Genomic DNA, 22,937 nt, shown 5'->3' with positions numbered 1-22,937 from the left:
CCTTTGAGCGGCTGATTGGTCATTTTGATGTCATACGTTCCAACAAATTCAGTAACGGTCGATAACGTTCTCCCAGTAATCCAAGCGATTCGACTAAAATATCGAGTACCAGCAATAACATTAACAAGGAAACTAATGCCCCAAGTGAAGTCGTTTGCGAAAAGAGGACCGCCGTCATCCCGAAGACGGCACACAATCCGTAGATGACAAGAACTGCTTGCCGCATCGTAAATCCAAGGTCGAGTAACCGGTGATGAAGATGGGCTTTATCAGGCGCAAACGGTGGTTTTCCTTGCAAGACCCGGCGCACAATCGCAAACAGCGTGTCCGAAATCGGAATCCCGAGCAGGATGACCGGAACCGCGAGCGAAAACAATGTGACGTTCTTAAAGCCGAGCAACGACAAGACACCTAACATATACCCGAGGAATAACGACCCGGTATCACCCATGAAAATCTTTGCCGGATAAAAGTTGTGGAATAAGAATCCGAACGTACTCATCAAGAGCAGAATCGCGACAATCGTCACGTAGACGTTCCCTTGAATGACGGCCAGACTGATCAGCGTCAGCAGGACGATACTTGAGACACCGGCTGCGAGACCATCCAGCCCGTCAATCAGGTTGACGGCATTCGTGATACCGATGACCCACAGGAAAGTCAGCGGGACACTCCACCAGCCGAGAAACAGTTGTTGATCGAACGGCAGATTGATGAACTCAATCCGGATACCGCCATTTAAGACGACTACGGCCGCGACGATCTGTCCCATTAATTTCAAACGGGCATTTAATTGAAAACGGTCATCGAGTGCTCCCGTCAAAATCACGACAAAGCCTCCGACCAAGATATGTGTCGCATAGGGACTGGAAGGTTGCAAAATAAAGTAACCGATCATGAATGCGATGTAAATCGCAAGTCCGCCTAAACGCGGCATAATTCGTACGTGTACCTTTCGCGCGTCCGGACTGTCAACGGCACCGACTGCAATCGCAAAGCGTTTTACAACGGGTGTGATCAGTAAGGCCGCGATAAAACAGACAATGGACGCCGTCCATAACATAATAACATCACGCTCCTGCGCGAATTATATCATAAAAAAAAAGAGCCGACGAGCGGCTCACATGAAGATTGGGACTTCTGCAGATGGATCATATGTATAGATGCCGCGTCCGACTTTTTTAATCGCAGGATTCGCTTGTTCCACTTTGGCCATCAATTGATAAATGTTACTGATTTGGTGACGGTACCGGAGTTCCAGTTCCATTTGGATATCACGTGCCGACATCGATTCGCGTTCACGCATTAAGTCACTGATTTGGTGGACATACACTTCCAGCGGGTAACGCTGGTTCACACGGCGTTGTTTGAGGGGACGTTCTTGTGTCACGGCGATTTCTTTTGTTGACTCGCTTGTTCCCCGGCTTAATTCCGCGATTAAATACTCAGCGCGCCGTTGCAGACGACGGTATTCCTCTTCAATTTCCATCAGTTCTCGGTAGATATGTTCACTCGATCCCATTTGTTAACCCACTTTCCTAAATTAAACATAAATATTTCAGTTATGTTTCAATTGTATGTTTTTTGAAATAAAATACGCTACTTTTTGCCTCTTTAATATATAATTTTATTATATATTTAATTATTCTGTAATATTTTTCTCACATTGTCTATTACTTGACTACACTTCATATTAACAGAAAGGAGCAAGAACGGAATAGATAAATTATAAATTAAACTATTTCAAAAATGCTTAATTGACTATGTAAGGTTTTATACGTATTCATTCTACTTAAAAGGAGACTGGAAATTTAATGGACAAATTAACTAAAACCTTAACATCGGCCCTGGTACTTTTTCTTCTGATCACCATCGCTTTTCCGTCCTCATTAGTATCGGCTGCATCTGGTATAACGTTTACGAAAACAACCTATCAAACAACAGATTTACTAAATTTGCGTTCGTCTGACTCGGTTTCTTCAAAAAAATTAACGACGATTCCAAAGAAGACGTCTCTGACATCCAACTACCGGATCGGTGAATGGTACCGTGTCACGCACAGCGGCAAAACCGGTTATGTGCTCGGTCAATACTTAACGAAAGTCGTCAGCGGAACGAAATTTGAAGAAACAAACTACCAGACGACGGATGCCTTATCGTTGCGTCAAGAAGCTTCGACGTCTTCAGCACGCCTCCTGACCATCCCGGTCAAGACGACGCTGACGTCGAGTTTCCGGGACGGCAATTGGTACAAAGTGACGTATAACAAACAAACCGGTTTTGTCTCCGGTGCCTATTTAAAGAAAGTAACGGCATCGTCGACAGCCTACACGACGACTGAACGGCTGAACTTCCGGAGTGCCCCGGCAACATCCGGTGCCTTATTGATGACGATTCCGAGCAATCAGGTCGTCCAGTCCCTATCCATCAGTTCCAACTGGCATAAAATCACTTACGGCGGGAAAACCGGATATGTCATGGGCACCTATTTGAAAAAAGGATCAGCACCCTCGACTGTACCGTCTGCCGGAAATGCCGATTACAGTGGTGTCAAGATGTACGTCCTGATTGATTCCGGCAGCACCGTCGCGTTACGGGCATCCGCTTCCGTCCTCAGCGGACAACTCACGCGTCTCGGCCGCGGTACGCCGGTTCTCGTGACGAACAGTCTTCATAAGACACGTGGTTTTGTTGCTGTCCAAACACCTGACGGCCGACGCGGATATGTCGAAGCCACTTATTTGACGCTCTTCCAACCTAGTCCGTCTAATCGTCCATTGATCGTCCTCGATCCCGGACATGGTGCTTACGATCCCGGCGCCGTCCGGGCAGGGATTGCAGAACGGGACATCGTCTTATCTGTCGCGCGTCAAGTCGCCGGTCTTCTACAGGGAAAAGTCGATCTGACGCTGACGCGTTACACAAATGATTATTATCCGTCACTCGGGGACCGGAGTGCGATGGCGAATGCCTTGTCGACGTCACGGTTCGTCAGCATCCACATCAATGCTTCGAATGGTGCCAGTGCGTCCGGTGCGGAAAGTTACTACTATAAAGGAACGACTTCGGTTCAACTCGCACAGGCAATCCAGCAACGGTTGACAGCATACGCCGGTATGCGTGACCGTGGTGTCCAGTTCGCCAACTACGCTGTCATTCGCGGTACGCAGGCACCGGCCGTCTTGGCGGAACTCGGTTTCTTATCCAATGCGTCTGACCGTGCGAAACTGGCGGACCCTTCTTATCAGGCGCGTTACGCCCAGGCGATTGCCGACGGTATCCTCGCGACACTCTAAGTATTGTAAAAACGCTCCTTCCGTTTGTCGGAACGAGCGTTTTTTTATATGACAAAAGGACCGCTCAGGGAAGCGGTCCTTTTGTACTCACATGAAAAGAGATTGATCAGATCAAACCATCTGCCATCAGGGAATGGCAGATGTTCATTAGCGACTAGCTAGAATCTGCTCAAGGGAAAGCAAATCCGTCGAATCGACACGATAGTCTGCCTCATGTAACGTCGTTTCCGGACCGACTCCGACAGCATACATACCCGCTGCATGAATGGCCGTAATTCCTGCTGCTGCATCTTCTACACCGATACAACGTTCAGGTGCGACATCAAGCGCCTCTGCTGCCCGTAAAAACACTTCAGGGTGTGGTTTCGACTGGGCAACGGTTGCCGCATCGACGATGTCGTCAAAATAATGTCGAACTCCAAGTGCCTCAACGACAGTCAACGCATTTTTAGAAGCTGACGCCATTCCGATTTTCAGCCCAGTCGCACGGATTTCATCAAGGAACGCAATGATTCCCGGCAGAAGATCCTGTTCTGAGATGTGTTGGATCAACGTGACGTAATGGTCGTTCTTCTTCGTTGCGAGCGCAACCTTCTCTTGTTCCGTGAAAGCATCCTGCTTTCCGCCAAGTGTTAAAATCCGCTCCAGCGAATCGGTCCGACTGACGCCTTTCAGTGTTTCATTGAACTCCCGGTCGAACGGGATGTCCAGTTCCTCACCCAGTTGTTTCCAAGCCAGATAATGATACTCGGCTGTATCGGTAATTACGCCGTCCAAGTCAAAAATGACCGCTTCAATCGTTGGTGCCATTCGACATCCATCCTTTCATCCATCGTACATGAAAGACAAGAAACCGAATGATTTGCGCAAACGATTGCACTTGCCTCAAGAATTATTTTACCTGTTCCCTTCATCCTTTGCAAGCGTTATCAAAAAACAAATAAAAATGATTGACCTCCCCCAAAAGAAACCGTTTTCAATTCTAAGGGAATGTTTTACTTATTTCGTTCTTTACTATTCGTTTTACAATTTTTAACTGTTATAATAAAAACGAGTTTGACAGTCGAACCGAAGGAGTGACCAACTATGTTTCAGCGTGTTAAACAATTAATAGATGAACAGAGCCGCAGAATGCGTCGTTACGAAAAAACAGTTTTATTAATTAACAGCTTAGAAGCAGAAATGGAACAAAAAACGGATGAAGAATTAAGGCTTTTGACAGAATCCTTAAAAAATCGTCTCCAGGCCGGCGAGAAGATTGAAGCCATTACAGTGACCGCCTTCGCACTTGTTCGCGAAGCAAGCAAGCGGACACTCGGACTTCGTCATTATGATGTTCAGTTACTAGGTGGACTTGCCCTTCTCTCCGGACAAATCGCCGAAATGGCGACCGGTGAAGGAAAGACACTCGTCGCTTCACTTGCCAGTTTCACTCAGGCTTTGCACGGTCAAGGAGTCCATGTCATCACGGTCAACGAATACCTCGCCCGGCGTGATGCGGAACAGATCGGTCAGATCCACCGTTTCCTAGGTTTGACGGTCGGTATCAATTCAGCCGAACTGTCATTCGAAGAAAAACAACAGGCCTATGCGTCTGACATTACATACGGAGTCGGAACGGAATTCGGTTTCGATTACCTGCGCGACCATCTGGTCATGCGACAAGAAGATCGTCTGCAACGCCCCCTCCGCTTCGCCTTGATTGACGAAGTCGACAGCGTCTTGATTGACGAAGCAAAAACACCTCTCATCATGGCGGAACGCGATACGGTCCATGAAGGACTACAACAATTGATTCGTCATGTCGTAAAAGACTTTAAAGAAGACGAAGACTATTCGTTCGATGAAGAAATCAAAGCAGTCGCTTTGACGGATCAAGGAATTGAGACGATCGAACGAATTTTTGGGATTGCTCAGCTGTTTGCCGCTGAGCACGCCGTCCTGTTCCACTATGTCATCCAAGCACTTCGAGCCCACGTCGTTCTCCAAAGGGATGTCGATTACATCGTCAAGGACGACAAGATTGCGCTCGTCGACTTATTCACCGGCCGGTTGATGGAAGGACGAAGTTTATCGGACGGTCTCCATCAAGCCCTCGAGGCGAAGGAGCACGTCAGCGTGACCGAAGAAAACCGGACGACAGCGCAAATCACGATTCAGCATTACTTCCGCTTGTATCATCACGTGTGCGGGATGACCGGTACTGCTGCCACGTCTCGCGATGAATTTTTGAAGACTTACCGGATGGATGTTGTCTCAATTCCACCGAACCGTCCTAAAATTCGGATTGACGAAGCCGATATCCTATTCTTGACGAGTCCCGAGAAATATTCAGCCATTGCGGCAGCGACCGAAACGGCTCATTTGACGGGGCAACCCGTTTTAATCGGAACGACTTCCATTGAACAATCCTTAAAGGTTGCCGACGTCCTTGATCAACGTCAGATTCCCTACGAGATTTTGAATGCCAAGACCGTCGATCAAGAGATTCGGATCATCGAGTCTGCCGGCCGCCACGGTCGGGTGACGATTGCGACGAACATGGCAGGACGCGGAACGGATATCCTGCTTGATGATGCGGCGAAGGCACAAGGCGGCTTGTTCGTCATCGGTACGGAACGGCATGAGTCCGTCCGGATTGATAACCAGTTGCGTGGTCGGGCAGGACGCCAAGGAGATCCCGGTCTGACCAGGTTCTACCTGTCGCTTGAGGATGAACTGCCTCGACGCTTTGCACGTGAACGGTTAGAGCGCGTCAAAAAGAAAATCGGTCCTGTCAGCGGTCCGATCAGTACAAAAGAAGCTCAGCAACTGATGGCCTATGCGCAGGAAACCTGTGAATCCGTCAATCGCAGCGTCCGTGACGACCTCGTCCAACTTGAAGAGGTCATCAGCGAACAACGCCTTGCCATCTACCGTCTCCGCAATCAAATCGTTGATTCGACGACGCTTGATCAATTCGTTCAGCCATTTGCTGCCCGGACAGTCCACGCCTATCTCGATCAATACTTGACGGATGATCTCGTTCCGGAAGAGTGGCCGATTGAATTATTGACGACGGAACTGGAACAGCTGCTGCATCAACCTATCGGACTTCCCTTGGCCGACTCGATCGAGACCATCAAACAGCAAATGGAGCCGCTGATTAGTTCAGTCGATCAAAAAATGACGTCGCAGATTGCCGAAGATGAAGAAACGGTACGACGTTTCATGTTACTTGCACTGGACGAACAGTGGACGAGTCATTTAACAGCGATGAACTCGCTTAAGGAAGGGATTCATTTACGCAGTTACGGTCAGGAACAGCCGGTCCGGATTTTTGAACGGGAAGGCATGGATTATTTCCGTTATGCAATCTTCAGTTTTGAAAAACAAGTCGTGTCTGGACTATGTCGTCTGGAAGAGACTACTTTGCAAGGAGGACTGCTTCATGCAACCGTCGATTGATTCTGACATTCAACCTGCGCTTTATTTTACCGAGGATATGCCGATCGTCAAAGAAGACGAGTACGTCTTTCGATACGCACTCAATCAGTTACCTAAACTTGGACCGAATCAGTTAGCCATCCATCTTTTTCAAGTATTACAAACCGAACCGTTGCATTTGATCGCTTTGTTCCAAAATACACTCGCGCGTTCGTTTCAGCTGAATGATCTTGTCGTCCTCGTTCTGTCAGGTGATCAGCTCGTCGCCAGGAAGACGTTTACGATCGAGGAAGTACCGGTCCTTCTTCCGATAGCGACCTTACCGCTTTGGCTCGAGTTTTCAGATGAAGAGCAGTTCGTCGATTTGTCGACATTGGACGCTCCGCTCGAGCTCGTCTTCTCGAATGAACAGTTAACGGATCTCGTGATTGATGATTCGTTCACTGCTCCGGAACAGCGCTTGATTCGACAAATCGCTTTCTCTCACCCTGCCCCGCCGACAGATGGTTGGTCACTGTTGCCGGTCTCGATTTTCAAGCAGGAACAGAGCGTCGAGGCAATCGTTCTCGTCCGCAATCCGAGTGGACAGTCTCTTGAACTCGACTCCCTCTCGTTTGAGTTGCTGCTTGGTGGTCAAGCGGTCGCCGCAACCCGGCATGCCTCGGTGACCGTGTCTCCGCAAAGTGAACAAGCAATCCGTCTGCGCTTTGAATACACAGCACATCCGAGTGATTCATTGTCTTTACGGTACCTGCCGGAATGATTTCCTCAAAAAAATGGACTTCTCGTCAATGACGAGAAGTCCATTTTTGATTATCCTTTTAATAAACCGATTACACGCACGTTAATGGCTTTCGGTTGGAATGCCAACATGTTCTCCATATCTTGCGCAATCCGTTCCTGTACTTTTCCTGCCGTCTTGATGATCGACATCCCGTATTTGATATGGACCGAAAGACTGACCGTAATCGCACCGTCAACATCCTCGACCTTCACGAGTTTGACCATCTGTTTTTCCTGTAACTTCGAATCGTCTTGTGTAAAGGCAATCCCTTCGGTTTCTTGAACTGCTACCCCGGCAATCACTTCAATGACTTGTTGGGAAACGTTTACGACACCATCCGCATTGTTTAAGTTATATGACATACTTTCCACGCCCTTCATCTATTAATCGCTCTACCTTAAATTGTATAGCATTTAACCTTTTTTTGAAAGGTCTTGTCGTTCTTCGACGATTGGACGGATATCGATTTCAATCAGCGGACGCATCAGACGGACGACGAACGGATGGATAATCACGCCGACAATCAACAAGGCAACACCGATGACGATGAGCAAGGCGAGCCAGGTTTGCGGCACGAAGGCTGTTGTCACGTATTGCCGCCATGCCATGACGAAGAAGACATGCAGCAGGTAGACATACAAGCTGAGCTCACCCGCCCGTGTCACGAGCGGCAGACGACGCATCGGAACGAGCATCATGAATCCAAGTGATGCTGTAATCGACAGGAAGTAGATGACACTGTGCTTCAACACTCCAATCCAAGCATCACTGTCATACTGTTCGACATACGGGAAGCGGTGTTTGAATGCATTCGCCAAAGCGACGATTTCTTGCGGCGTATCGCGCCATGCTTCATAAAGAAGGAAACCGATGACACTTGCGAATGCCAGTCCGCCAATTAACCGGACATTCATTCTCCGTTTGAAGCTTTTCGGCATCTCGAAAATCCGGATGAACTCATGTTCCGACAAGTAATTCCCGAGCAGGAAGTATGGATAGAACATGATCAATTTACGTAAGGCCAAAAAGCCTGTGTTTTCGAGTTCAAAGCCGTACAATAAAGCAAAGGCGAGTCCGAACCAGACATAACCGCGTAAATGGACGACATACGGTGTGACGATATACCAGACAACCATGACGAATAAATACCAGAGTGCCCAGTAGGGACGTAACAGATGTGTCCCGAGATTTTGTCCGGACAACAACGGCAATCCTTCTCCAAACGTTGCCCATGAACCAATCAAGATTTGCCAGACACAATAGACCGCAAACAGTTGAATAACACGCAAGTACTTGTTTTCACGGAAAAAGTAGCCGCTTAAAATAATAAATAATGGCATGTGAAACGAATAAATGATCAAGTACACCGTTTCGAGTAATTTTCCATCGTAATCAAACCGTAAATCCGTCAGCATATGGCCAATCACTACGAAAATGACAAGGAATCCTTTGATATTATCAAACCACGGATTTCGATTCATGTTACACTACCCCTTATACTCCCTCGAAAGGAACGATTGTTTTATGAAAAAAGCACTAGTCATTCTCTCGGTCGTCGCAAACGTCGTCCTCCTCGCCTTATTGCTCGGACGCAAACCGATCGAGCTATTCGAGCAGGCCTTTCCTGCGACGAACACACAACCCATCACGACATTCCAATATACGAAAAATCCGAACTACGTCCGTTTGAATAGTCTCTTTCATACTTATCAATACCCAAAATCACCGAATTCTGTCATGCTCGGTGACTCGATGACGAATTTTGGTGATTGGCGGATCCTGCTCAATGATCCGACGATTGTCAATTTCGGGATTCCCGGTGATACGACGGAAGGATTTTTGACGCGGCTTGACCTGATTGTCGAGATGAAACCCAAACGTGTTTTCTTGATGGGCGGCATCAATGACATCCGTCACTTCACCCCGATTCCGACGATTACGGAAAACATGACGACGATTGTGACGACACTGCGAAAAAATAACATTGATGTTGTCATTCAGTCAACGTTACCCGTCGCACCAAAATATTCCGATTCGGTTCGCGTCAATCGTGACGTTGAAGCCTTGAACCGAAATCTTGAACAGCTTGCAGAATCTGCTGATATTCCCTTTGTTGATTTACGACCGGAGTTGACGAATCAACAGGGTTATCTCCAAAACCGGATGACGTACGACGGTCTTCATTTGGTCGGCGGCGGCTACCTGCGATGGAGCGACGCTTTAAAACCGTTTGCGGAACGGATTCAGATTACGGAAAACAAATAAACAGCAGTCGAAAAAAGGAGATTCCGATTTTTACGGAATCTCCTTTTTCGACGTTCATCTACGCGGTGACAGGCACCGTGTTATCAGTCTTCCTGGTTTTTAACACCCATGTACGCGGCGACGCTCGATGCTGAAAATACAGCGATTGCGACGATACCGACTGCAATCCATACGACTTGATCCATCATTTCTCCCCCTTGTATGTAACCGTTCACTTTCTTTTTTTAGCGTACACGAAATTCGTCAAGAAAGAAACACATTTTCTATGTCTAACGACTAGACGTTTCGGGAAAAAGTAACTATAGTAGAAGGACAACTATAAATTGTCAGAAAATTCGATTATTTAACAAGGAGGTGATTCTGATGTCAACCCCAATCCTGAAACCCCGACTTCAGATGAAGCAACAACAACGAAGTATAGTCAACTTTAGTTATTGGTTCGTCATCGGTCTCATTGGATGGATGATGCTCAGTTTCGTAACTGGACTTCGAGACCGACTAGCAAACCTTCCCATCTACGAAAGCGTACCACTTATGTTAGCTGTTCTCCTGGTAACCGGTGTTGTCCTGAAAATGGCCCGGGATGAATGGTGGATCCGGTATCTCAATCGTCAAACTCAATTTTACATCGGTCATGAAACGGTCGTGACCTGGTGCCTCATCATCGACAGCATGTGGTTAATCCGTAAACCGATGCGCCGCGAACTCCGTCATCTCTATCGACACATCACCCAAACGAAAGCATCACCAGAAGCCATCGAGACACTTGCGAACGAGCTTGTCGAACGTGGTATCCTCATCGTCTATTCCCGTCCTAAGAGCGATCATCCTGCTTGAACACAAAAAAAGCATGGAATGCCAGGACAGATTCCTGAACCCCATGCTTTTTTTGTGTTGTTATTTTTGAGCGATCCAACTTGCTGCTGCTTCGATGGTCGGCATGACGAGCTGATGACCGTGGTTCGACCAGGTCACATCGACCGTAGCCCCCGCCTGTTCGAAAATCGCTTTCAGGTCTTCCGTCTCCGAAGCCGGGCAAATCGGATCATTGGTTCCAGCCCCGATAAAGATTCGCATCTGCGACGAATCTGGTAACGTCATGCCGCGACGCGGTACCATCGGATGAAGCAAGATCGCCTGTTCAAACAACCGTTCTTCGAACATCATGTTCGCCGCGATGTTCGCACCGTTCGAATAACCGACCGGGATGACGTCTTGAAGGGAAAAGTCATTTGTCCGGCTCATCTCTTTCACGAACTCAATCAAACGTGCTGTCCGAAGGGCAAGATCTGCTTCATCAAAGACCCCTTCCGCCAATCGTTTGAAGAATCGGGGCATCCCGTTTTCCGTCACCTCACCCCGGACCGACAGATAACCGGCCTCCGGATCGAGGAGTCGGACGAGTCCGACTAAATCCTGTTCGGTTCCGCCTGTTCCGTGTAATAAAAGAAAGATAGGTGCGCCTGGTCGTTTAGCCGGTTCAAATAAATGAATCATATGAGTCTCCCCTTTGGTAGTGTGATGGGTGCGACATGTCCTTCAATTGTCGCCCGGTGTGCTTCGAATTGTTCCGGTAATTTTAAGTCTTCTCCGAGCGCTTCAAACGCTTCATCGACCGTAAACCCCGGATTGTCAGTCGCAATTTCATGCAGAATCCGTCCCCGGTCATGGAAGTAGATCGATGTAAAGTAATTCCGGTCCTTCACTTCCGTCGTCATCAATCCGAATGTATTGATTTGTTTCATCCAGTCCAGTTGTTGTGCCTGATCGTCGGCCCGCCATGCAATATGATGGACTGTCCCGGCACCCGGACGGCCAGCCGGTACGTTCGTATGCAAAATATCGATGGTATTGCCGAAGTCGCCTTCCGCTTCATAACGATCCATCATCTCGGAACGTTTCGCAATCGTTAATCCGAACGCTTCCGTCAAGAGACGTGCCGTATCTGCCGGATCGTGCGACAACAAGGTCGCACCGGCAAATCCTTTGATAGCGACGTCCGTTGATATCCCGTCGATTTCGAAGCGGCTGTTTGCTCCTTTGCTTCGTTCGACCAGTTCAATCTGTAATCCGTGCGGATCTTGGAAGGCGAGTTGTTTTTCTCCGAAGCGTTCTGCTTCTTCGAAAGTCACCTGTTTTTCAGTTAAACGATTTTTCCAAAAGTCATAACTACCTGTCGGAATGGCATATGCCGTCGTACCGACTTGCCCCGCCCCGACTTTCCCTTGCTGAATGCCTTCAAACGGGAAGAAGGTGATGATCGTTCCGGGTGCACCCGATTCATTGCCAAAATAAAAGTGATAGGTTCCCGGATCATCAAAGTTGACCGTTTTCTTGACGAATCGTAATCCGAGCGTCGTACCGTAAAAGTCGAGATTTTCCTGTGGATTACCGACCATTGCTGAAATGTGATGAATGCCTTTTGTTTTCATATGCGTTCACGCCCCCTTCTCTTCATTTCCTTTAACACAATATTAGTAACTAATTTACTAAAAGTAAACAATTATGCTTGAGTCATCGTTTTGGAACCTTTTTCCCATTTTCTCGTAAAGACAATAGACACTTGAACTTGATTATGTATTTCATTTGAATGAAGGAGGACTGATTCCATGCTTGAAATTAAAGCCATCACCAAACGATTTGGTGCGTTCACAGCCGTCGATGATTTATCATTCGAAGTACCGGAAGGACAGATTTTCGGATTACTCGGAGCAAACGGTGCCGGAAAAACAACGACGTTCCGGATGTTACTCGGTTTATTACAACCGACGGAAGGATCCATCACCTGGAAAGGACAACCGATTCCTTTATCTAAAATCGGTTATCTTCCCGAAGAACGCGGATTGTACCCGAAAATCCGTGTCGATGAACAATTGATTTTTTTAGCCGAACTACGTGATATGAAACGAAAAGATGCCAAACACTCTTTACTCGAATGGCTCAACTACTTCCAAATCCCACAGTATGAAAAGATGCGCGTCGAACAATTATCAAAAGGAAATCAACAGAAGATCCAGTTGATTTCTGCCGTCCTACATAAACCTGACTTGCTGATTTTGGATGAACCATTCAGCGGACTCGATCCCGTCAATGTCGAACAACTGAAAAAAGCGGTTCGGAAACTGACGGCAGAAGGCACGACCATCGTTTTCTCAAGCCACCGGATGGATCATGTCGAAGAACTGTGCGAACACGTCGCCATTCTCGATCACGGGAAACCGGTCGTCGCCGGTTATCTTCCGGAGATCAAGGCAGGATACGGCAAGACACGTGTTTTGTTGACGACGGATGCGCCTGCCCTGCTTTGGGATGCGTTGCCGGGCATCCTTCAAGTCGAATCGGACGGAACCGGTCACAGTTTACAAGTCGAATCAAAAGAAGCTGCCGACTCCCTGCTCCGTCATTTGATCACAAAAGGATTCCATGTCGAGCGATTCGTTTGGGATCAATTATCCCTGCAAGACATCTTCATCGAGGAGGTTGGAAAACGTTATGAACCGTAAATTCCTGACATTGTATCGTTTTAGTCTGTTTCAAAAATTACGGGCGAAAAGTTTTCTCATCTCGACCGTCCTGATGATTGTGTTCCTCGTCGGATTCAGCAACATCGAGCGGATCATCGACTGGTTCTCAGGAGACGATCCGAAAATCGCAGTCGTCAGCTCCCTCGAGGCTCCGATCATTCCTGTCTTAAAAGAGGTCGGCATCAAAACAAAGATCACCGAAAAAGACTATTCCCTGAAACAGGCACGACAAGTCGTTGACAAAGGAACGTATGACGCAGTCGCCTTATTGTCTGATGATCCGTACCGGGTGACGTTAATCAGTGCTAGTCCGGAACAGGAGTTGCAGACACAATTGTCTACTGCTTTAAAACAAGTCCGCGACCAGACGATCATCACTAAAGCCGATGTCGATCCGGCATTACTTGCTTCGCTTGCCGCTCCGATCGACGTTAAACAGGAATTGACATCGACCGGCGGTAAAAGCGAGGACGAATTGTTCGCTGCGTCTGCTCTCGTCTATGTGTTGCTGTTCCTGATGTACTTTACGATTGCCATCTACGGCGGCATGATCGTGACGGAAATCGCCAATGAAAAATCATCACGTGTCATGGAATTGTTGATTTCTGCTGCCAGTCCGATTCAGCATATGTTGGCGAAAATCACATCGATTGCCACCGTCAGCCTGATTCAATTGTCGTTACTCGTCGGAGTCGGCTATTACAGTGCCCAAAGCAGCAGTCTGTTTGATCAGCTGTCGCTTGATTCGCTGAGCGTCAAGACGATTGTTTATCTGTTCGTCTTTTTCTTACTCGGTTATCTGCTGTATGCGACGCTCCTCGCTGCACTCGGTTCGCTCGTCAGTCGGGTTGAAGATGCCCAACAGGTCACCTTGCCGGTCATCATGTTGATTGTCGCCGCTTTCACGGTATCGATTTTCAGTTTGAATGCTCCCACGAACCAGGCAGTCGTCATCCTGTCATTCGTGCCGTTCTTTACCCCGATGTTGATGTTCTTGCGCGTCATGCTGACGGAAGTCCCGGTCTGGCAAGTTGCTTTATCCCTCATCCTGATGGGGATCAGTATCGCACTCGCTCTGTTTGTCGGAACACGATTCTATCGCGGGGGTGTCCTCTTTTATGGATCAAATCCGTTGAAGCAACTGCGTCGTATTTTAGGTGGACGCCAGTAGTAGTTTACAAGACGAACCGTTTCCGCTATCGTTAGGTGAGAAAAAGCCTTGAGGAGGAATTACGTTATGCGGTCTCGTTTTTGGGCAGCGATTTTATTCACAGCTGCCGCCATCGTCTCGTCCCTTGTCATGTTCACGAAATTTCCACAAGCAAGTGAGACATGGAAGCTGGTCCTCGCTTACGGCGGAGTGACATTCATCGTCAGTTTATTTTATTGGTCTTTCGTCGCTGTACGCGTCCAGTCCTCTCGTTTATACGGTAGTTGGATCGGCGTTTTTATCGGCGGAACGACGGTGTTACTCGTTTGTGTCGCTCGTTTCCTGATTCGCGGAGACTTCATGATGATTTTAAAATGGCAGGCCATGCTTGGTAGTCTGACTTTAAACTTCGGTTATGTCGGCTGGGTGCTTGTCATCGCCAATGCCCTCATCGGTTTCTTGATTGGACGGACACGACAAAAAGGACGCCGGTCACCACGTCCTGCGCCACAGCGTTAATCCATCTAAAAACAGAACTGACTTGAACGTCAGTGTTCATACAAACGAGGAAGACGGATATTACATCCGCCTTCCTCGTTTGTTTATCTTTCCATTCGAATCGTTTACTTCCGGTGATAACGTGCCCGGTCAACTGATTGACTGAACTTCGTATAACAATCGGTTGCTGTCGTCTCGGTTTCTTCCGTCAGACGGTTGAGGTATTCATCGAGTTGAAGCATCGTCGGGAGTTTGTCCGCAAACAGTTCGAACGTCTCGGTCGCCTCTTCCCGTTGCAATTCCCCCGCCTCCATGACTGCTTCCACTAATTCGTGAAAAATCCGCTGTTCCGTCGCATTCATCGTCTGTTCAATCCGTTTGACGTCTTCGTCATACATTAAATCGAACAGGCGCATCCGTTCTTCCAGTTGTTGTTCAATCATCGTTTCGTCTTGTCCCATCGTCTGTTCATACGCCAATCGCATTTCTTCGAGCGGCGTTCTTTCCTGCATGACGAACTTCAAGGACTCCCCGGTCCAGATGTGTCGTGCCAAGTAACTGGAGTCGATATGCAGGGCCTCCGCCAAAGATTCGATATACGCTTTCGTTGGATAGACTTCGCTGAGTTCCGTACGACGAATAAAATAGGGTGCAACCCCAAGATTTCCCGCCAACTGGTCGATTGAAATTCCGGCACGTTCTCGTAAGATTCGGATGCGGTCACCGTATCCCCGGTAAGGTGAATGGTCCAGCATGTTATCCCTCCTCGCTATGCTATTATCATACCCTTGAATCGGGTATCGGATACATCGAACTTTCGCACGATTTTTTCAGCAGATGCCGCGGATAGCGGACCCATAAAGGCAAGATACTGATGAAATAACAGCAGGTGACGATTCCGATCCAAATAAAGGACAAAGGAAGAAATGGACCGATTTTCAGTCCCTCTTCCGATAAGATGACCTGAAAGAGCAACCAGGCATGGAAGATCGAAATGAAGTACGGGACCATCAAAACGGTACCGTATTTCACGAACAGAAACCGACGGATACTCCGTTTACTGAAACCGAGTGCAAATAACGTCTTTAAGCGTTTTTGTTCACGTTCTGCCGTCATCTGCATCCAGACGTGCAAGAAACTTGCGTTGATGACAAACAGCCAGATCGTCAACAGGATGACGACAAACGAGACCAGACGGATGATGCGAATCCCGTCCAGTTTGTCTTCCGTCTCATTGATTAGCTGGTACGGAACCGGAGTTTTTTTGCCGAGCTCTGCTTTGGACTGAATTTCCCGGACAATCGACATCCAACGGGTCCAGCGGTCCGTCCCGTAATCGGCATACGATGGTGTATCAAATACCCGGATATGGAATACTGGACGATCCATCGTGGCAAAAGCACGGTCACTGACGACGAATAGTGTTTCAATCCGGTCATTGTATCCGAATAACAGACGATGTTCCGCCATCGGTTCAAGCTGGTAGCCGGCTTGCTTCATCTCGGCTTTTGCTTTTTGCATCGTCGGTGTCACTTCCTTGACTTGAACCGGACGGGCCGGAATCATGAAGGTCTGTTTGTCCGTCAACAGCGTCCGTTGCTCGTGACCTAGATGCTTCATCAATTCGTTATAATCCGATAACGGAATCATGTACCGGGTCTTGACTCCTTTGAGCTGGACATCCTGCCGGTATTTGTCCGGAAACGTTTTTATCATCGTCCGTTCCAGTTTTTCCAGACGCTCGGACGGGACGGCAGCTTCTTCGTAATAGACCAGTCCGAATTGATTGTTCGACGAGAGATCAAATCCGATCAGCTGAAAGATAAAGACGAGACCGACGGCCGTCAACGCACAGGAGGTCAAGATTGTCCCGAGCGCGACCAGCGTACTGTTCGTCTTTAACTGAATCGCGATTTCCGAGACGATTAACTTTCGTAACGACAATCGTCGCGGACGATACAGTTTGAGCACCATCGGAATGACATGACGACAGAAAAAGAACGAGCCGACGAAGATGATGAAAGGAAAGAAGAACAAAAAAATATTTTGTTGTGTCAATGCCATGAAATATCCGTAAAACAGAATAAGCACTGCCACTCCCTGCATCGTAAGACCAAAGCGGATCCGAAAGCGCGAACGGGACCGGACAGGACGGTCCGGTCGGAATTTATAAATCGCAAGGACCGTCGCAATTAAAAGGGTCAGGAGCGCCCCTGCAATCAGGACTAAAAACGAGGTAATGGACAGCTCGATTGTCAGCCGCGGTAAGAACATGACTTTTTCAATCGAGAGTAACATCAGTTTCGTCAGAACGACACCGAGCGTGATACCGCCCGTAATGGCCATCCCGCCGACAATCAGGATTTCAATCATAAAATATTTCAGGAAATGCGAAAAGCCGCTTCCGAGCGTCCGCATGATCCGTAAATCGTTTTTCCGGTGCTCGAGCATCGTATACGTCGTCGAATAAATAAACAAGACACTAAAAAATAAGATGATGACTTCGGCAATGAATACAAACACCATCGTCAGTTCGATGACCTGATTAAGCTGGCTTAAGACTTTGGCGATATTCTGAAACGATTCGCTGACGACGAGATTCCAGTAACTCGTCGCAATCGTCATCGCGACGATGATCGTCAATGCGTATCCGTAGTACAGTCGCTGGTACCGCTTGATATTACGTAGGGCGTATTGCAGATAAGTGATGTTCATCCCCTCCTAATAACGAGAGCGACTCGATGACACGCTGAAAGAACACCCGGCGTGGTTCATCCCGGAACAATTCCGTCTGAATGCTGCCGTCTTTCAGGAACAGGACGTGATTGCAATACGAGGCGACCGTCGGATCATGGGTGACGATGACCATCGTCATCCCTGCTGCATTCAATTCTGCCAGCAACTCCATGACGTGTTTCGTCGCCTGAAAATCAAGAGCCCCCGTCGGTTCGTCCGCGAGCATCAGACGCGGCGCGTGAATCAGGGCGCGCCCGATCGCTGTCCGTTGCCGTTGCCCGCCGGACACTTCATCGACTTGTTTATCGAGCAACTCATCAATCTGCAACCGTTTCGCGAGATGTTGCATCTCTTCCCGGGCTTCCTTCGTTTTTTTCCCGCTGAGCATCAAGGGGACGAGCATATTTTCAGCCACCGTCAACGAATCCAGAAGATTGAACTCCTGAAAGATGATCCCGAGCGTCTCACGCCGAAAGCGGGTTGTCTCTTTTCGTTTGAACGTTGCCGTATCAATACCTTCAATCAAGATGGATCCCCAACTTGGTTGATCGAGCGTCGCCAGCAGATTGATCAAGGTTGATTTCCCACTGCCGGATGGTCCCATGACGGCGACCATTTCCCCTTCTTCGACCCGGAAATTGATATCCGTCAACGGTTGTTCCGTCACTTTGCCGGGATAGACTTTTCCTAACTGTTTGACTTCAATCATCTTGTTTCCCTCCTACAAGTGTCAGACGACAGGTCGTTCCAACACCTTCCGTGCTGTCGAGTTCAATCGTATGTCCGAGCTTTAGACAAATCTGACTGACGAAGTACAGTCCCATCCCGGTCGATTCTCCGTAGCGTCGTCCATTTTCGCCCGTGAAAAACGCATTGAAGACACGCGGAACGTCGCGTTTCGGAATCCCGACACCGTCGTCTTCAATCGTCAACACGATTTTTCCGGATTGTTCGACCGCCCGGATGTAGACTTCGTGACCATGACCGGTCGTATATTTAACGGCATTCGTTATCAATTGCAACACTAAAAAACGGAACCATTTCGAATCGGTATAGATGTAAAGATCAGCTGAAAGCTCAAGCTTCGGATAGACTTTGTTTTTGACGAATAGCCGTTTTTCCTGATTGATGATGCTCGTCACTAACGTCCGAAGATTTAAACGCTCCGCCTTCAAGTCCGTTTCAATCGCTTCGAGACGCGACGAATACAGCATCTGATCCAGTCCGATTCGCATCCGGTCGACTTCATGGCGTAAGTCCGCCTGAAACTGTTCCCCTGGATGTTCGAGAATCAATTCGATGACCGAAAGCGGCGTCTTCATTTGATGGATCCATTGATCGACATACCGGTGTCGTTCTTTTTCTTTCCGCCGCTCCGCAAACAGACTGTTCCGAAAGACAGTCTGCTGCCGTTCTAAAAAGTGCTCGACGGCTGCCGCAAGCGGTTCGTCGCTGTCCGCCCGGATTGGTTCGGCGACCGATTGAATCGGCGTCTGCAAGCGTTTGAGCAACGGCAACATACTAAAGAAGCGGTAACTTAAATAAATCAGCAAGGCGATTGCATTTAAGAGAGCGATGTAAAAAAAGGCAGCTGGACGATAGAGGTCATATAACCATAAGATGAGGAACAGGGCTACCATCTGTCCGCTGAAGAAAAGAATACCCGGAATCGTATGTCTGAAAAAAAGTCTCATTTGTCCAAGACCAGTTTGTAGCCGACTCCCCGGACAGTTTCCAGTCCGCCGATTCCGATTTCCGCCAATCGTTTCCGTACACGGGTAATGTTGACATTCAGCGTATTTTCATCGACGAACGCTTCATCATCCCAAATCCGTTCCAGCAAGTCACCCCGACTGACAATGCGTGGACTCACCGTCAACAACATCTCTAAAATCAATCCTTCTTTTTTGGACAGCTCAATCGACCGTTCTTCATATTCGACGATATAGCGATCCAAATACAACGTAAGACCGGCACGGCTGACCGTCCGCTCGTCACTTTCCTGGGACAGTGTCCCGTAAGCACGTCGTATCTGACTTTTGATTTTCGCAATGACGACGGCTCCCTGGAATGGTTTGACGATATAGTCATCTGCTCCATATTCGAGTGCCATGACTTGATCCATCTCTCCGACACGAGCCGAGATGAACAGAATCGGCGCCCGCGTCTTCATCCGGAGCTGCCGGCACCAATAAAACCCGTCAAACTTCGGCAGGTTGACATCCAGCAGGATGACATCCGGTTGTGTTTCTTCGAATCGAGCGACGACATCTCCTAATCCATCTTCGTGAATGACATTAAAATCGTACCGTTCCAACAGTTCTTTTAATAACAGCGCAATCTGTTGATCGTCTTCGACTAATAAAATTGTTTCCATCTGCAGATTCAACCCCTTCTTTCTCCATGATACCGAACAAAAAATGGACTGGAAACGATTATTCGTTTCCCGCCCATTTGAATTAGATGACGATGCGTCGATAAGCACGCACCGTGACGAGATAATATAAGAGATAAACGACGGTATAACAACCGATTGCAAGCGACATCGGTAACCGCAAATCATAGTTTAATAATTTTTGCAGAACCTGCATCGCAAACAGACTGTGGACTAAACCAAGCAAGTACGGCAAGACAAACATGAATCCGACCGAGCGACGGATGATACCGGTCTGCTCTTGCTGATCAACACCAACCTTTCGGATGATAGCAAACCGTTGTTTCGATTCTTCTGCTTCCGCAAGCATTTTAAAGTAGATGATGGATCCGGTCGCCAGTAAAAAGACGAGACCAAGGAATCCGGCAGCAAAGGCAAGCAGCCCGGTCGTCGCGGTCGTCATGGCGTAGACAGGATAATAGGCTGCCATCTCCGTCTCAGCTTTTTTACCGTACAACTGTTCCAGTCGGTTGATCAGCCCGTCATCCGACCGCTCATCAGAGAACTGATAGTTCGTCAACATGGCTGCTTTTTCCGGCATCATGGCAAAGGTATCATCCGAAACAGCAAAGGCCAACCGCTTTTTCGCATACAGTTGAGTGAGTGGTAGATTCGTCGCACCGGTAATCCGAAAGGACGAATGCGTGTCTTTAAACGTCACTCCGATGGGTGACTGAACGGATTCCTTCAATAAGTCATTTCCTTTGAACGTCTCAAGGACAATCGCTTCGCCTGTACCCGGCTCCGGTAAGAGGGTTTTCCCATTGTTTTTGGCCAACTTCTGATAATCGGAATAACTGATATAGCTGAACTGTCCCGGCTCCCCGTCAAATCCGAATGTCTGGTAGGACGTTGTAAAGGACAACGGGTTTGGCAACTCCTTCATCGAATGAGTCACCGTCTTGACGTTGACCATTGTCCGCGACTCAATCGTTTGGTTCGATGACCGGATCAATTTTTCTGCGGCTTGTTGCTGTGTCGCAATCGATAAACTGTACGGCATTTGTTCCTCGACTGTCCGGTCAATATAATAATAGATCGACGTTGCTGTCCCGACGGTCGTCAGCGTGACGGCAGTGATGACGGTGATTGTCGACAACATGACGGCATTGGATTTAATCCGTGACATCAATTGCCCGTGTAAAATCAAGTTCGTGCCACGGTAATGCCGAAGACGTTTACTGAGTACACGCAGTAAAAAAATCGTGAAGTAGCTCATCGTTCCGAACGTACCGACGATGATACAGATCATCAAAATGGGTGCAACGACCGTGAAGTGTTCCAGTAACGGTTTTCCCGTCAAGTAGTAGCCGACCCCGATCAACATCACTGATAACACGGCAAGAATCGGATGTACTTTCGGGACTGTCTCCACCTGTTGCTTCGCCTTAAACAGTTCAATCAACGTAAACCGGTAAATCGTCCGGGCTGAACGAAGTGCAATCACAAGGAAGATCGTCAAGAAGACAACAACCGTCTGACCGATTGCACTGGCATTGATTGAAAAATCTGCTTCAATCGTCATCCCCATCACGTACGCCAACAGTTGGACAAAGTACTTCGAAGCAATCGTACCAAGCAAAACTCCAATCAACAGACCAATCAATCCATACCCCATCGTCTCAAGAAACAGCAACTTCGCAATTTGCTGGCGTTCGAGACCAAGTAACGCATACAGCCCGATTTCCTGTTTCCGGCGTCGTAAGAAAAAATCACTCGAATACCAGATGAAAATGGCGGAAAAGAGTGCCAGAATCACACTTGACCCTGTAAAGACCGTCCCGAGTTTCCCGTATAATTCATTAGCCTGCAACATCGCTTCATTGGAGCGGATTGCTAAAAACGTATAGTAAATTAAAATCGCAAACGTGACCGCACCGAGATACATCACGTTCTGACGGATGTTCTTTAAATTCCGGAAAGCTAACTTAAACAAGTTCACGAACCACACCTCCGAGTTCACGTTGGACTTCCATGATCTGCTCGAAAAATTCTTTACGTGTCCCGAACTGATGAATTTCCCGGAACAATTCGCCGTCTTTGACGAACAGGACCCGCTCCGCATACGACGCAGTCATCGGATCATGCGTCACCATCAAAATCGTCGCCCCCTGTTCGTTCAGACCGGCCATCGCTTCAAGCAGACCCGTTGCTGATTTTGAATCGAGGGCTCCGGTCGGCTCATCCGCTAAAATCAGTGACGGCTGATGAACGATGGCGCGTGCGGCGGCCGTCCGTTGTTTTTGACCACCCGACAGTTCAGACGGTCGTTTTGCGAGTAACTCCTCGATTCCAAGTTCTCGGGCGACAAATGCGACACGCACCAAGATATCGGCCTTCGGGACCTGTTGTAACGCCAGCGGCAAGGCAATATTTTCTTCGATGGTCATCGTATCGAGCAGGTTGAAATCCTGAAAGATAAAACCGAGCTGTTCCCGCCGAAAACGGGCCAACTGTTTTTCCTTCATTGCGGTGACCTCTTCCCCGTTAATCTGAATCGTACCGTCCGTCGGTTGATCAATCGTTGACAACAGATTTAACAAAGTTGATTTCCCGGCTCCTGACGGCCCCATGATGCTGACGAATTCTGCATCGTGAATCGTCAGTGTCGTTGGCCGGAGGGCCTCGTGGCGGGCATTTTTCGTATGATAGACTTTCGTAATCTGTTCTGCGTGTAAGATGGCTTTCATCATGTATTCCTCCCGTATTCTTCATGTTGCTTTTAGTATACGGAGCAATATGTCTTTCAAAGAATCGGCTAGACTTTCATTCATCTTACAAAACAGTAAGCTCGGGTATGAGACGACAAAAAATCCCCTCGTCT

Annotated in this window: 22 protein-coding genes; 8 read left to right on the top strand and 14 right to left on the bottom strand. The window is 48.1% G+C overall.

Annotation, left to right across the window (positions count from 1 at the left end):
* Window positions 1–19 precede the first annotated feature (19 nt).
* On the bottom strand, window positions 20–1,063 hold the full coding sequence (locus tag MUN34_RS01565; protein ID WP_247856720.1) for a glycosyltransferase family 4 protein: 1,044 nt from the start codon (window positions 1,061–1,063) through the stop codon (window positions 20–22).
* Window positions 1,064–1,120: 57 nt separating this feature from the next.
* Complete coding sequence (locus MUN34_RS01560) at window positions 1,121–1,522, bottom strand: Rok-like winged helix domain-containing protein (RefSeq protein ID WP_026827517.1); 402 nt, start codon at window positions 1,520–1,522, stop codon at window positions 1,121–1,123.
* Window positions 1,523–1,814: 292 nt separating this feature from the next.
* Here MUN34_RS01560 and MUN34_RS01555 point away from each other — a divergent pair, with 292 nt between their 5' ends.
* Window positions 1,815–3,296, top strand: a complete 1,482-nt coding sequence (locus tag MUN34_RS01555; RefSeq protein WP_247856719.1) for an N-acetylmuramoyl-L-alanine amidase family protein — start codon at window positions 1,815–1,817, stop codon at window positions 3,294–3,296.
* Window positions 3,297–3,443: 147 nt separating this feature from the next.
* Here MUN34_RS01555 and pgmB read toward each other — a convergent pair whose 3' ends face one another.
* Complete coding sequence (pgmB, locus tag MUN34_RS01550; protein WP_026827515.1) at window positions 3,444–4,106, bottom strand: beta-phosphoglucomutase; 663 nt, start codon at window positions 4,104–4,106, stop codon at window positions 3,444–3,446.
* Window positions 4,107–4,382: 276 nt separating this feature from the next.
* Between pgmB and secA the strand changes: the two genes are divergently transcribed.
* Both secA and MUN34_RS01540 read left to right on the top strand, forming a co-directional pair.
* Window positions 4,383–6,743 (top strand): preprotein translocase subunit SecA, encoded by a 2,361-nt coding sequence (gene secA, locus MUN34_RS01545; protein ID WP_247856718.1) that lies wholly within the window; start codon window positions 4,383–4,385, stop codon window positions 6,741–6,743.
* On the top strand, window positions 6,727–7,485 hold the full coding sequence (locus tag MUN34_RS01540; RefSeq protein ID WP_247856717.1) for an SLAP domain-containing protein: 759 nt from the start codon (window positions 6,727–6,729) through the stop codon (window positions 7,483–7,485). Before secA ends, MUN34_RS01540 begins: the two co-directional genes overlap by 17 nt.
* Window positions 7,486–7,535: 50 nt before the next feature.
* Here the strand turns inward: MUN34_RS01540 and MUN34_RS01535 are convergent, their stop codons facing one another.
* On the bottom strand, window positions 7,536–7,868 hold the full coding sequence (locus tag MUN34_RS01535) for an Asp23/Gls24 family envelope stress response protein (RefSeq protein WP_235188816.1): 333 nt from the start codon (window positions 7,866–7,868) through the stop codon (window positions 7,536–7,538).
* A 51-nt stretch (window positions 7,869–7,919) separates the two neighbouring features.
* Window positions 7,920–8,987, bottom strand: a complete 1,068-nt coding sequence (locus MUN34_RS01530) for an acyltransferase family protein (protein WP_247856716.1) — start codon at window positions 8,985–8,987, stop codon at window positions 7,920–7,922.
* Between the two features lie 43 nt (window positions 8,988–9,030).
* Here MUN34_RS01530 and MUN34_RS01525 point away from each other — a divergent pair, with 43 nt between their 5' ends.
* Window positions 9,031–9,771 carry an SGNH/GDSL hydrolase family protein gene (locus MUN34_RS01525; RefSeq protein ID WP_247856715.1) on the top strand — a complete coding sequence of 247 codons (741 nt, stop codon included), beginning with the start codon at window positions 9,031–9,033 and terminating at the stop codon, window positions 9,769–9,771.
* 363 nt (window positions 9,772–10,134) lie between these two features.
* Window positions 10,135–10,608 carry a hypothetical protein gene (locus MUN34_RS01520; protein ID WP_247856713.1) on the top strand — a complete coding sequence of 158 codons (474 nt, stop codon included), beginning with the start codon at window positions 10,135–10,137 and terminating at the stop codon, window positions 10,606–10,608.
* 60 nt (window positions 10,609–10,668) lie between these two features.
* Here the strand turns inward: MUN34_RS01520 and MUN34_RS01515 are convergent, their stop codons facing one another.
* The gene (locus MUN34_RS01515; RefSeq protein ID WP_247856711.1) at window positions 10,669–11,268 is read right to left on the bottom strand and encodes an alpha/beta hydrolase; all 600 of its coding nucleotides are present in this window, start codon (window positions 11,266–11,268) and stop codon (window positions 10,669–10,671) included.
* The gene (locus MUN34_RS01510; RefSeq protein WP_247856710.1) at window positions 11,265–12,203 is read right to left on the bottom strand and encodes a ring-cleaving dioxygenase; all 939 of its coding nucleotides are present in this window, start codon (window positions 12,201–12,203) and stop codon (window positions 11,265–11,267) included. The genes MUN34_RS01515 and MUN34_RS01510 overlap by 4 nt, the downstream gene beginning before the upstream one ends.
* A 177-nt stretch (window positions 12,204–12,380) precedes the next feature.
* Between MUN34_RS01510 and MUN34_RS01505 the strand changes: the two genes are divergently transcribed.
* The 3 genes from MUN34_RS01505 (at window position 12,381) to MUN34_RS01495 (ending at window position 14,964) form a co-directional block, all read left to right on the top strand.
* Entirely contained in the window at window positions 12,381–13,274 is an 894-nt protein-coding gene (locus MUN34_RS01505; protein ID WP_026827506.1) for an ABC transporter ATP-binding protein, read from the top strand.
* On the top strand, window positions 13,264–14,466 hold the full coding sequence (locus tag MUN34_RS01500; protein WP_026827505.1) for an ABC transporter permease: 1,203 nt from the start codon (window positions 13,264–13,266) through the stop codon (window positions 14,464–14,466). Before MUN34_RS01505 ends, MUN34_RS01500 begins: the two co-directional genes overlap by 11 nt.
* A gap of 66 nt (window positions 14,467–14,532) precedes the next feature.
* Window positions 14,533–14,964, top strand: a complete 432-nt coding sequence (locus MUN34_RS01495) for a hypothetical protein (protein WP_026827504.1) — start codon at window positions 14,533–14,535, stop codon at window positions 14,962–14,964.
* 104 nt (window positions 14,965–15,068) lie between these two features.
* On the opposite strand, the gene MUN34_RS01490 is transcribed toward MUN34_RS01495, so the two are convergent.
* The 7 genes from MUN34_RS01490 to MUN34_RS01460 all read right to left on the bottom strand — a co-directional run bounded on the left by MUN34_RS01490 (window position 15,069) and on the right by MUN34_RS01460 (window position 22,806).
* The gene (locus tag MUN34_RS01490; protein WP_026827503.1) at window positions 15,069–15,698 is read right to left on the bottom strand and encodes a helix-turn-helix domain-containing protein; all 630 of its coding nucleotides are present in this window, start codon (window positions 15,696–15,698) and stop codon (window positions 15,069–15,071) included.
* A gap of 25 nt (window positions 15,699–15,723) precedes the next feature.
* Window positions 15,724–17,658, bottom strand: a complete 1,935-nt coding sequence (locus MUN34_RS01485; RefSeq protein WP_247856709.1) for an ABC transporter permease — start codon at window positions 17,656–17,658, stop codon at window positions 15,724–15,726.
* Window positions 17,624–18,388 (bottom strand): ABC transporter ATP-binding protein, encoded by a 765-nt coding sequence (locus MUN34_RS01480; protein ID WP_026827501.1) that lies wholly within the window; start codon window positions 18,386–18,388, stop codon window positions 17,624–17,626. Before MUN34_RS01480 ends, MUN34_RS01485 begins: the two co-directional genes overlap by 35 nt.
* Window positions 18,381–19,373 (bottom strand): sensor histidine kinase, encoded by a 993-nt coding sequence (locus tag MUN34_RS01475; RefSeq protein ID WP_026827500.1) that lies wholly within the window; start codon window positions 19,371–19,373, stop codon window positions 18,381–18,383. The genes MUN34_RS01480 and MUN34_RS01475 overlap by 8 nt, the downstream gene beginning before the upstream one ends.
* Complete coding sequence (locus tag MUN34_RS01470; protein WP_026827499.1) at window positions 19,370–20,056, bottom strand: response regulator transcription factor; 687 nt, start codon at window positions 20,054–20,056, stop codon at window positions 19,370–19,372. The genes MUN34_RS01475 and MUN34_RS01470 overlap by 4 nt, the downstream gene beginning before the upstream one ends.
* Before the next feature lie 82 nt (window positions 20,057–20,138).
* Complete coding sequence (locus MUN34_RS01465) at window positions 20,139–22,055, bottom strand: FtsX-like permease family protein (RefSeq protein ID WP_247856708.1); 1,917 nt, start codon at window positions 22,053–22,055, stop codon at window positions 20,139–20,141.
* Window positions 22,042–22,806 carry an ABC transporter ATP-binding protein gene (locus MUN34_RS01460; RefSeq protein WP_282104270.1) on the bottom strand — a complete coding sequence of 255 codons (765 nt, stop codon included), beginning with the start codon at window positions 22,804–22,806 and terminating at the stop codon, window positions 22,042–22,044. The genes MUN34_RS01465 and MUN34_RS01460 overlap by 14 nt, the downstream gene beginning before the upstream one ends.
* Window positions 22,807–22,937 lie beyond the last annotated feature (131 nt).

Origin of the sequence: Exiguobacterium sp. 17-1 (assembly GCF_023096305.1) — a bacterium.
GTDB lineage: Bacteria > Bacillota > Bacilli > Exiguobacteriales > Exiguobacteriaceae > Exiguobacterium_A > Exiguobacterium_A sibiricum_A.
Note: the sequence above shows the minus strand (reverse complement) of the source record. Positions and strands in the feature narration are given on the sequence as shown.

What these genes read in the sequence shown, in the direction of transcription:
- MUN34_RS01515 (WP_247856711.1), bottom strand. Translation starts at nt 11,268, where the DNA reads ATGATTCATTTATTTGAACCGGCTAAACGACCAGGCGCACCTATCTTT.
- MUN34_RS01525 (WP_247856715.1), top strand. Translation starts at nt 9,031, where the DNA reads ATGAAAAAAGCACTAGTCATTCTCTCGGTCGTCGCAAACGTCGTCCTC.
- secA (WP_247856718.1), top strand. Translation starts at nt 4,383, where the DNA reads ATGTTTCAGCGTGTTAAACAATTAATAGATGAACAGAGCCGCAGAATG.
- MUN34_RS01475 (WP_026827500.1), bottom strand. Translation starts at nt 19,373, where the DNA reads ATGAGACTTTTTTTCAGACATACGATTCCGGGTATTCTTTTCTTCAGC.
- MUN34_RS01500 (WP_026827505.1), top strand. Translation starts at nt 13,264, where the DNA reads ATGAACCGTAAATTCCTGACATTGTATCGTTTTAGTCTGTTTCAAAAA.
- MUN34_RS01505 (WP_026827506.1), top strand. Translation starts at nt 12,381, where the DNA reads ATGCTTGAAATTAAAGCCATCACCAAACGATTTGGTGCGTTCACAGCC.
- MUN34_RS01535 (WP_235188816.1), bottom strand. Translation starts at nt 7,868, where the DNA reads ATGTCATATAACTTAAACAATGCGGATGGTGTCGTAAACGTTTCCCAA.
- MUN34_RS01485 (WP_247856709.1), bottom strand. Translation starts at nt 17,658, where the DNA reads ATGAACATCACTTATCTGCAATACGCCCTACGTAATATCAAGCGGTAC.
- MUN34_RS01565 (WP_247856720.1), bottom strand. Translation starts at nt 1,063, where the DNA reads ATGTTATGGACGGCGTCCATTGTCTGTTTTATCGCGGCCTTACTGATC.
- MUN34_RS01480 (WP_026827501.1), bottom strand. Translation starts at nt 18,388, where the DNA reads ATGATTGAAGTCAAACAGTTAGGAAAAGTCTATCCCGGCAAAGTGACG.
- MUN34_RS01540 (WP_247856717.1), top strand. Translation starts at nt 6,727, where the DNA reads ATGCAACCGTCGATTGATTCTGACATTCAACCTGCGCTTTATTTTACC.
- MUN34_RS01530 (WP_247856716.1), bottom strand. Translation starts at nt 8,987, where the DNA reads ATGAATCGAAATCCGTGGTTTGATAATATCAAAGGATTCCTTGTCATT.
- MUN34_RS01495 (WP_026827504.1), top strand. Translation starts at nt 14,533, where the DNA reads ATGCGGTCTCGTTTTTGGGCAGCGATTTTATTCACAGCTGCCGCCATC.
- MUN34_RS01490 (WP_026827503.1), bottom strand. Translation starts at nt 15,698, where the DNA reads ATGCTGGACCATTCACCTTACCGGGGATACGGTGACCGCATCCGAATC.
- MUN34_RS01520 (WP_247856713.1), top strand. Translation starts at nt 10,135, where the DNA reads ATGTCAACCCCAATCCTGAAACCCCGACTTCAGATGAAGCAACAACAA.
- MUN34_RS01555 (WP_247856719.1), top strand. Translation starts at nt 1,815, where the DNA reads ATGGACAAATTAACTAAAACCTTAACATCGGCCCTGGTACTTTTTCTT.
- pgmB (WP_026827515.1), bottom strand. Translation starts at nt 4,106, where the DNA reads ATGGCACCAACGATTGAAGCGGTCATTTTTGACTTGGACGGCGTAATT.
- MUN34_RS01460 (WP_282104270.1), bottom strand. Translation starts at nt 22,806, where the DNA reads ATGATGAAAGCCATCTTACACGCAGAACAGATTACGAAAGTCTATCAT.
- MUN34_RS01510 (WP_247856710.1), bottom strand. Translation starts at nt 12,203, where the DNA reads ATGAAAACAAAAGGCATTCATCACATTTCAGCAATGGTCGGTAATCCA.
- MUN34_RS01470 (WP_026827499.1), bottom strand. Translation starts at nt 20,056, where the DNA reads ATGGAAACAATTTTATTAGTCGAAGACGATCAACAGATTGCGCTGTTA.
- MUN34_RS01560 (WP_026827517.1), bottom strand. Translation starts at nt 1,522, where the DNA reads ATGGGATCGAGTGAACATATCTACCGAGAACTGATGGAAATTGAAGAG.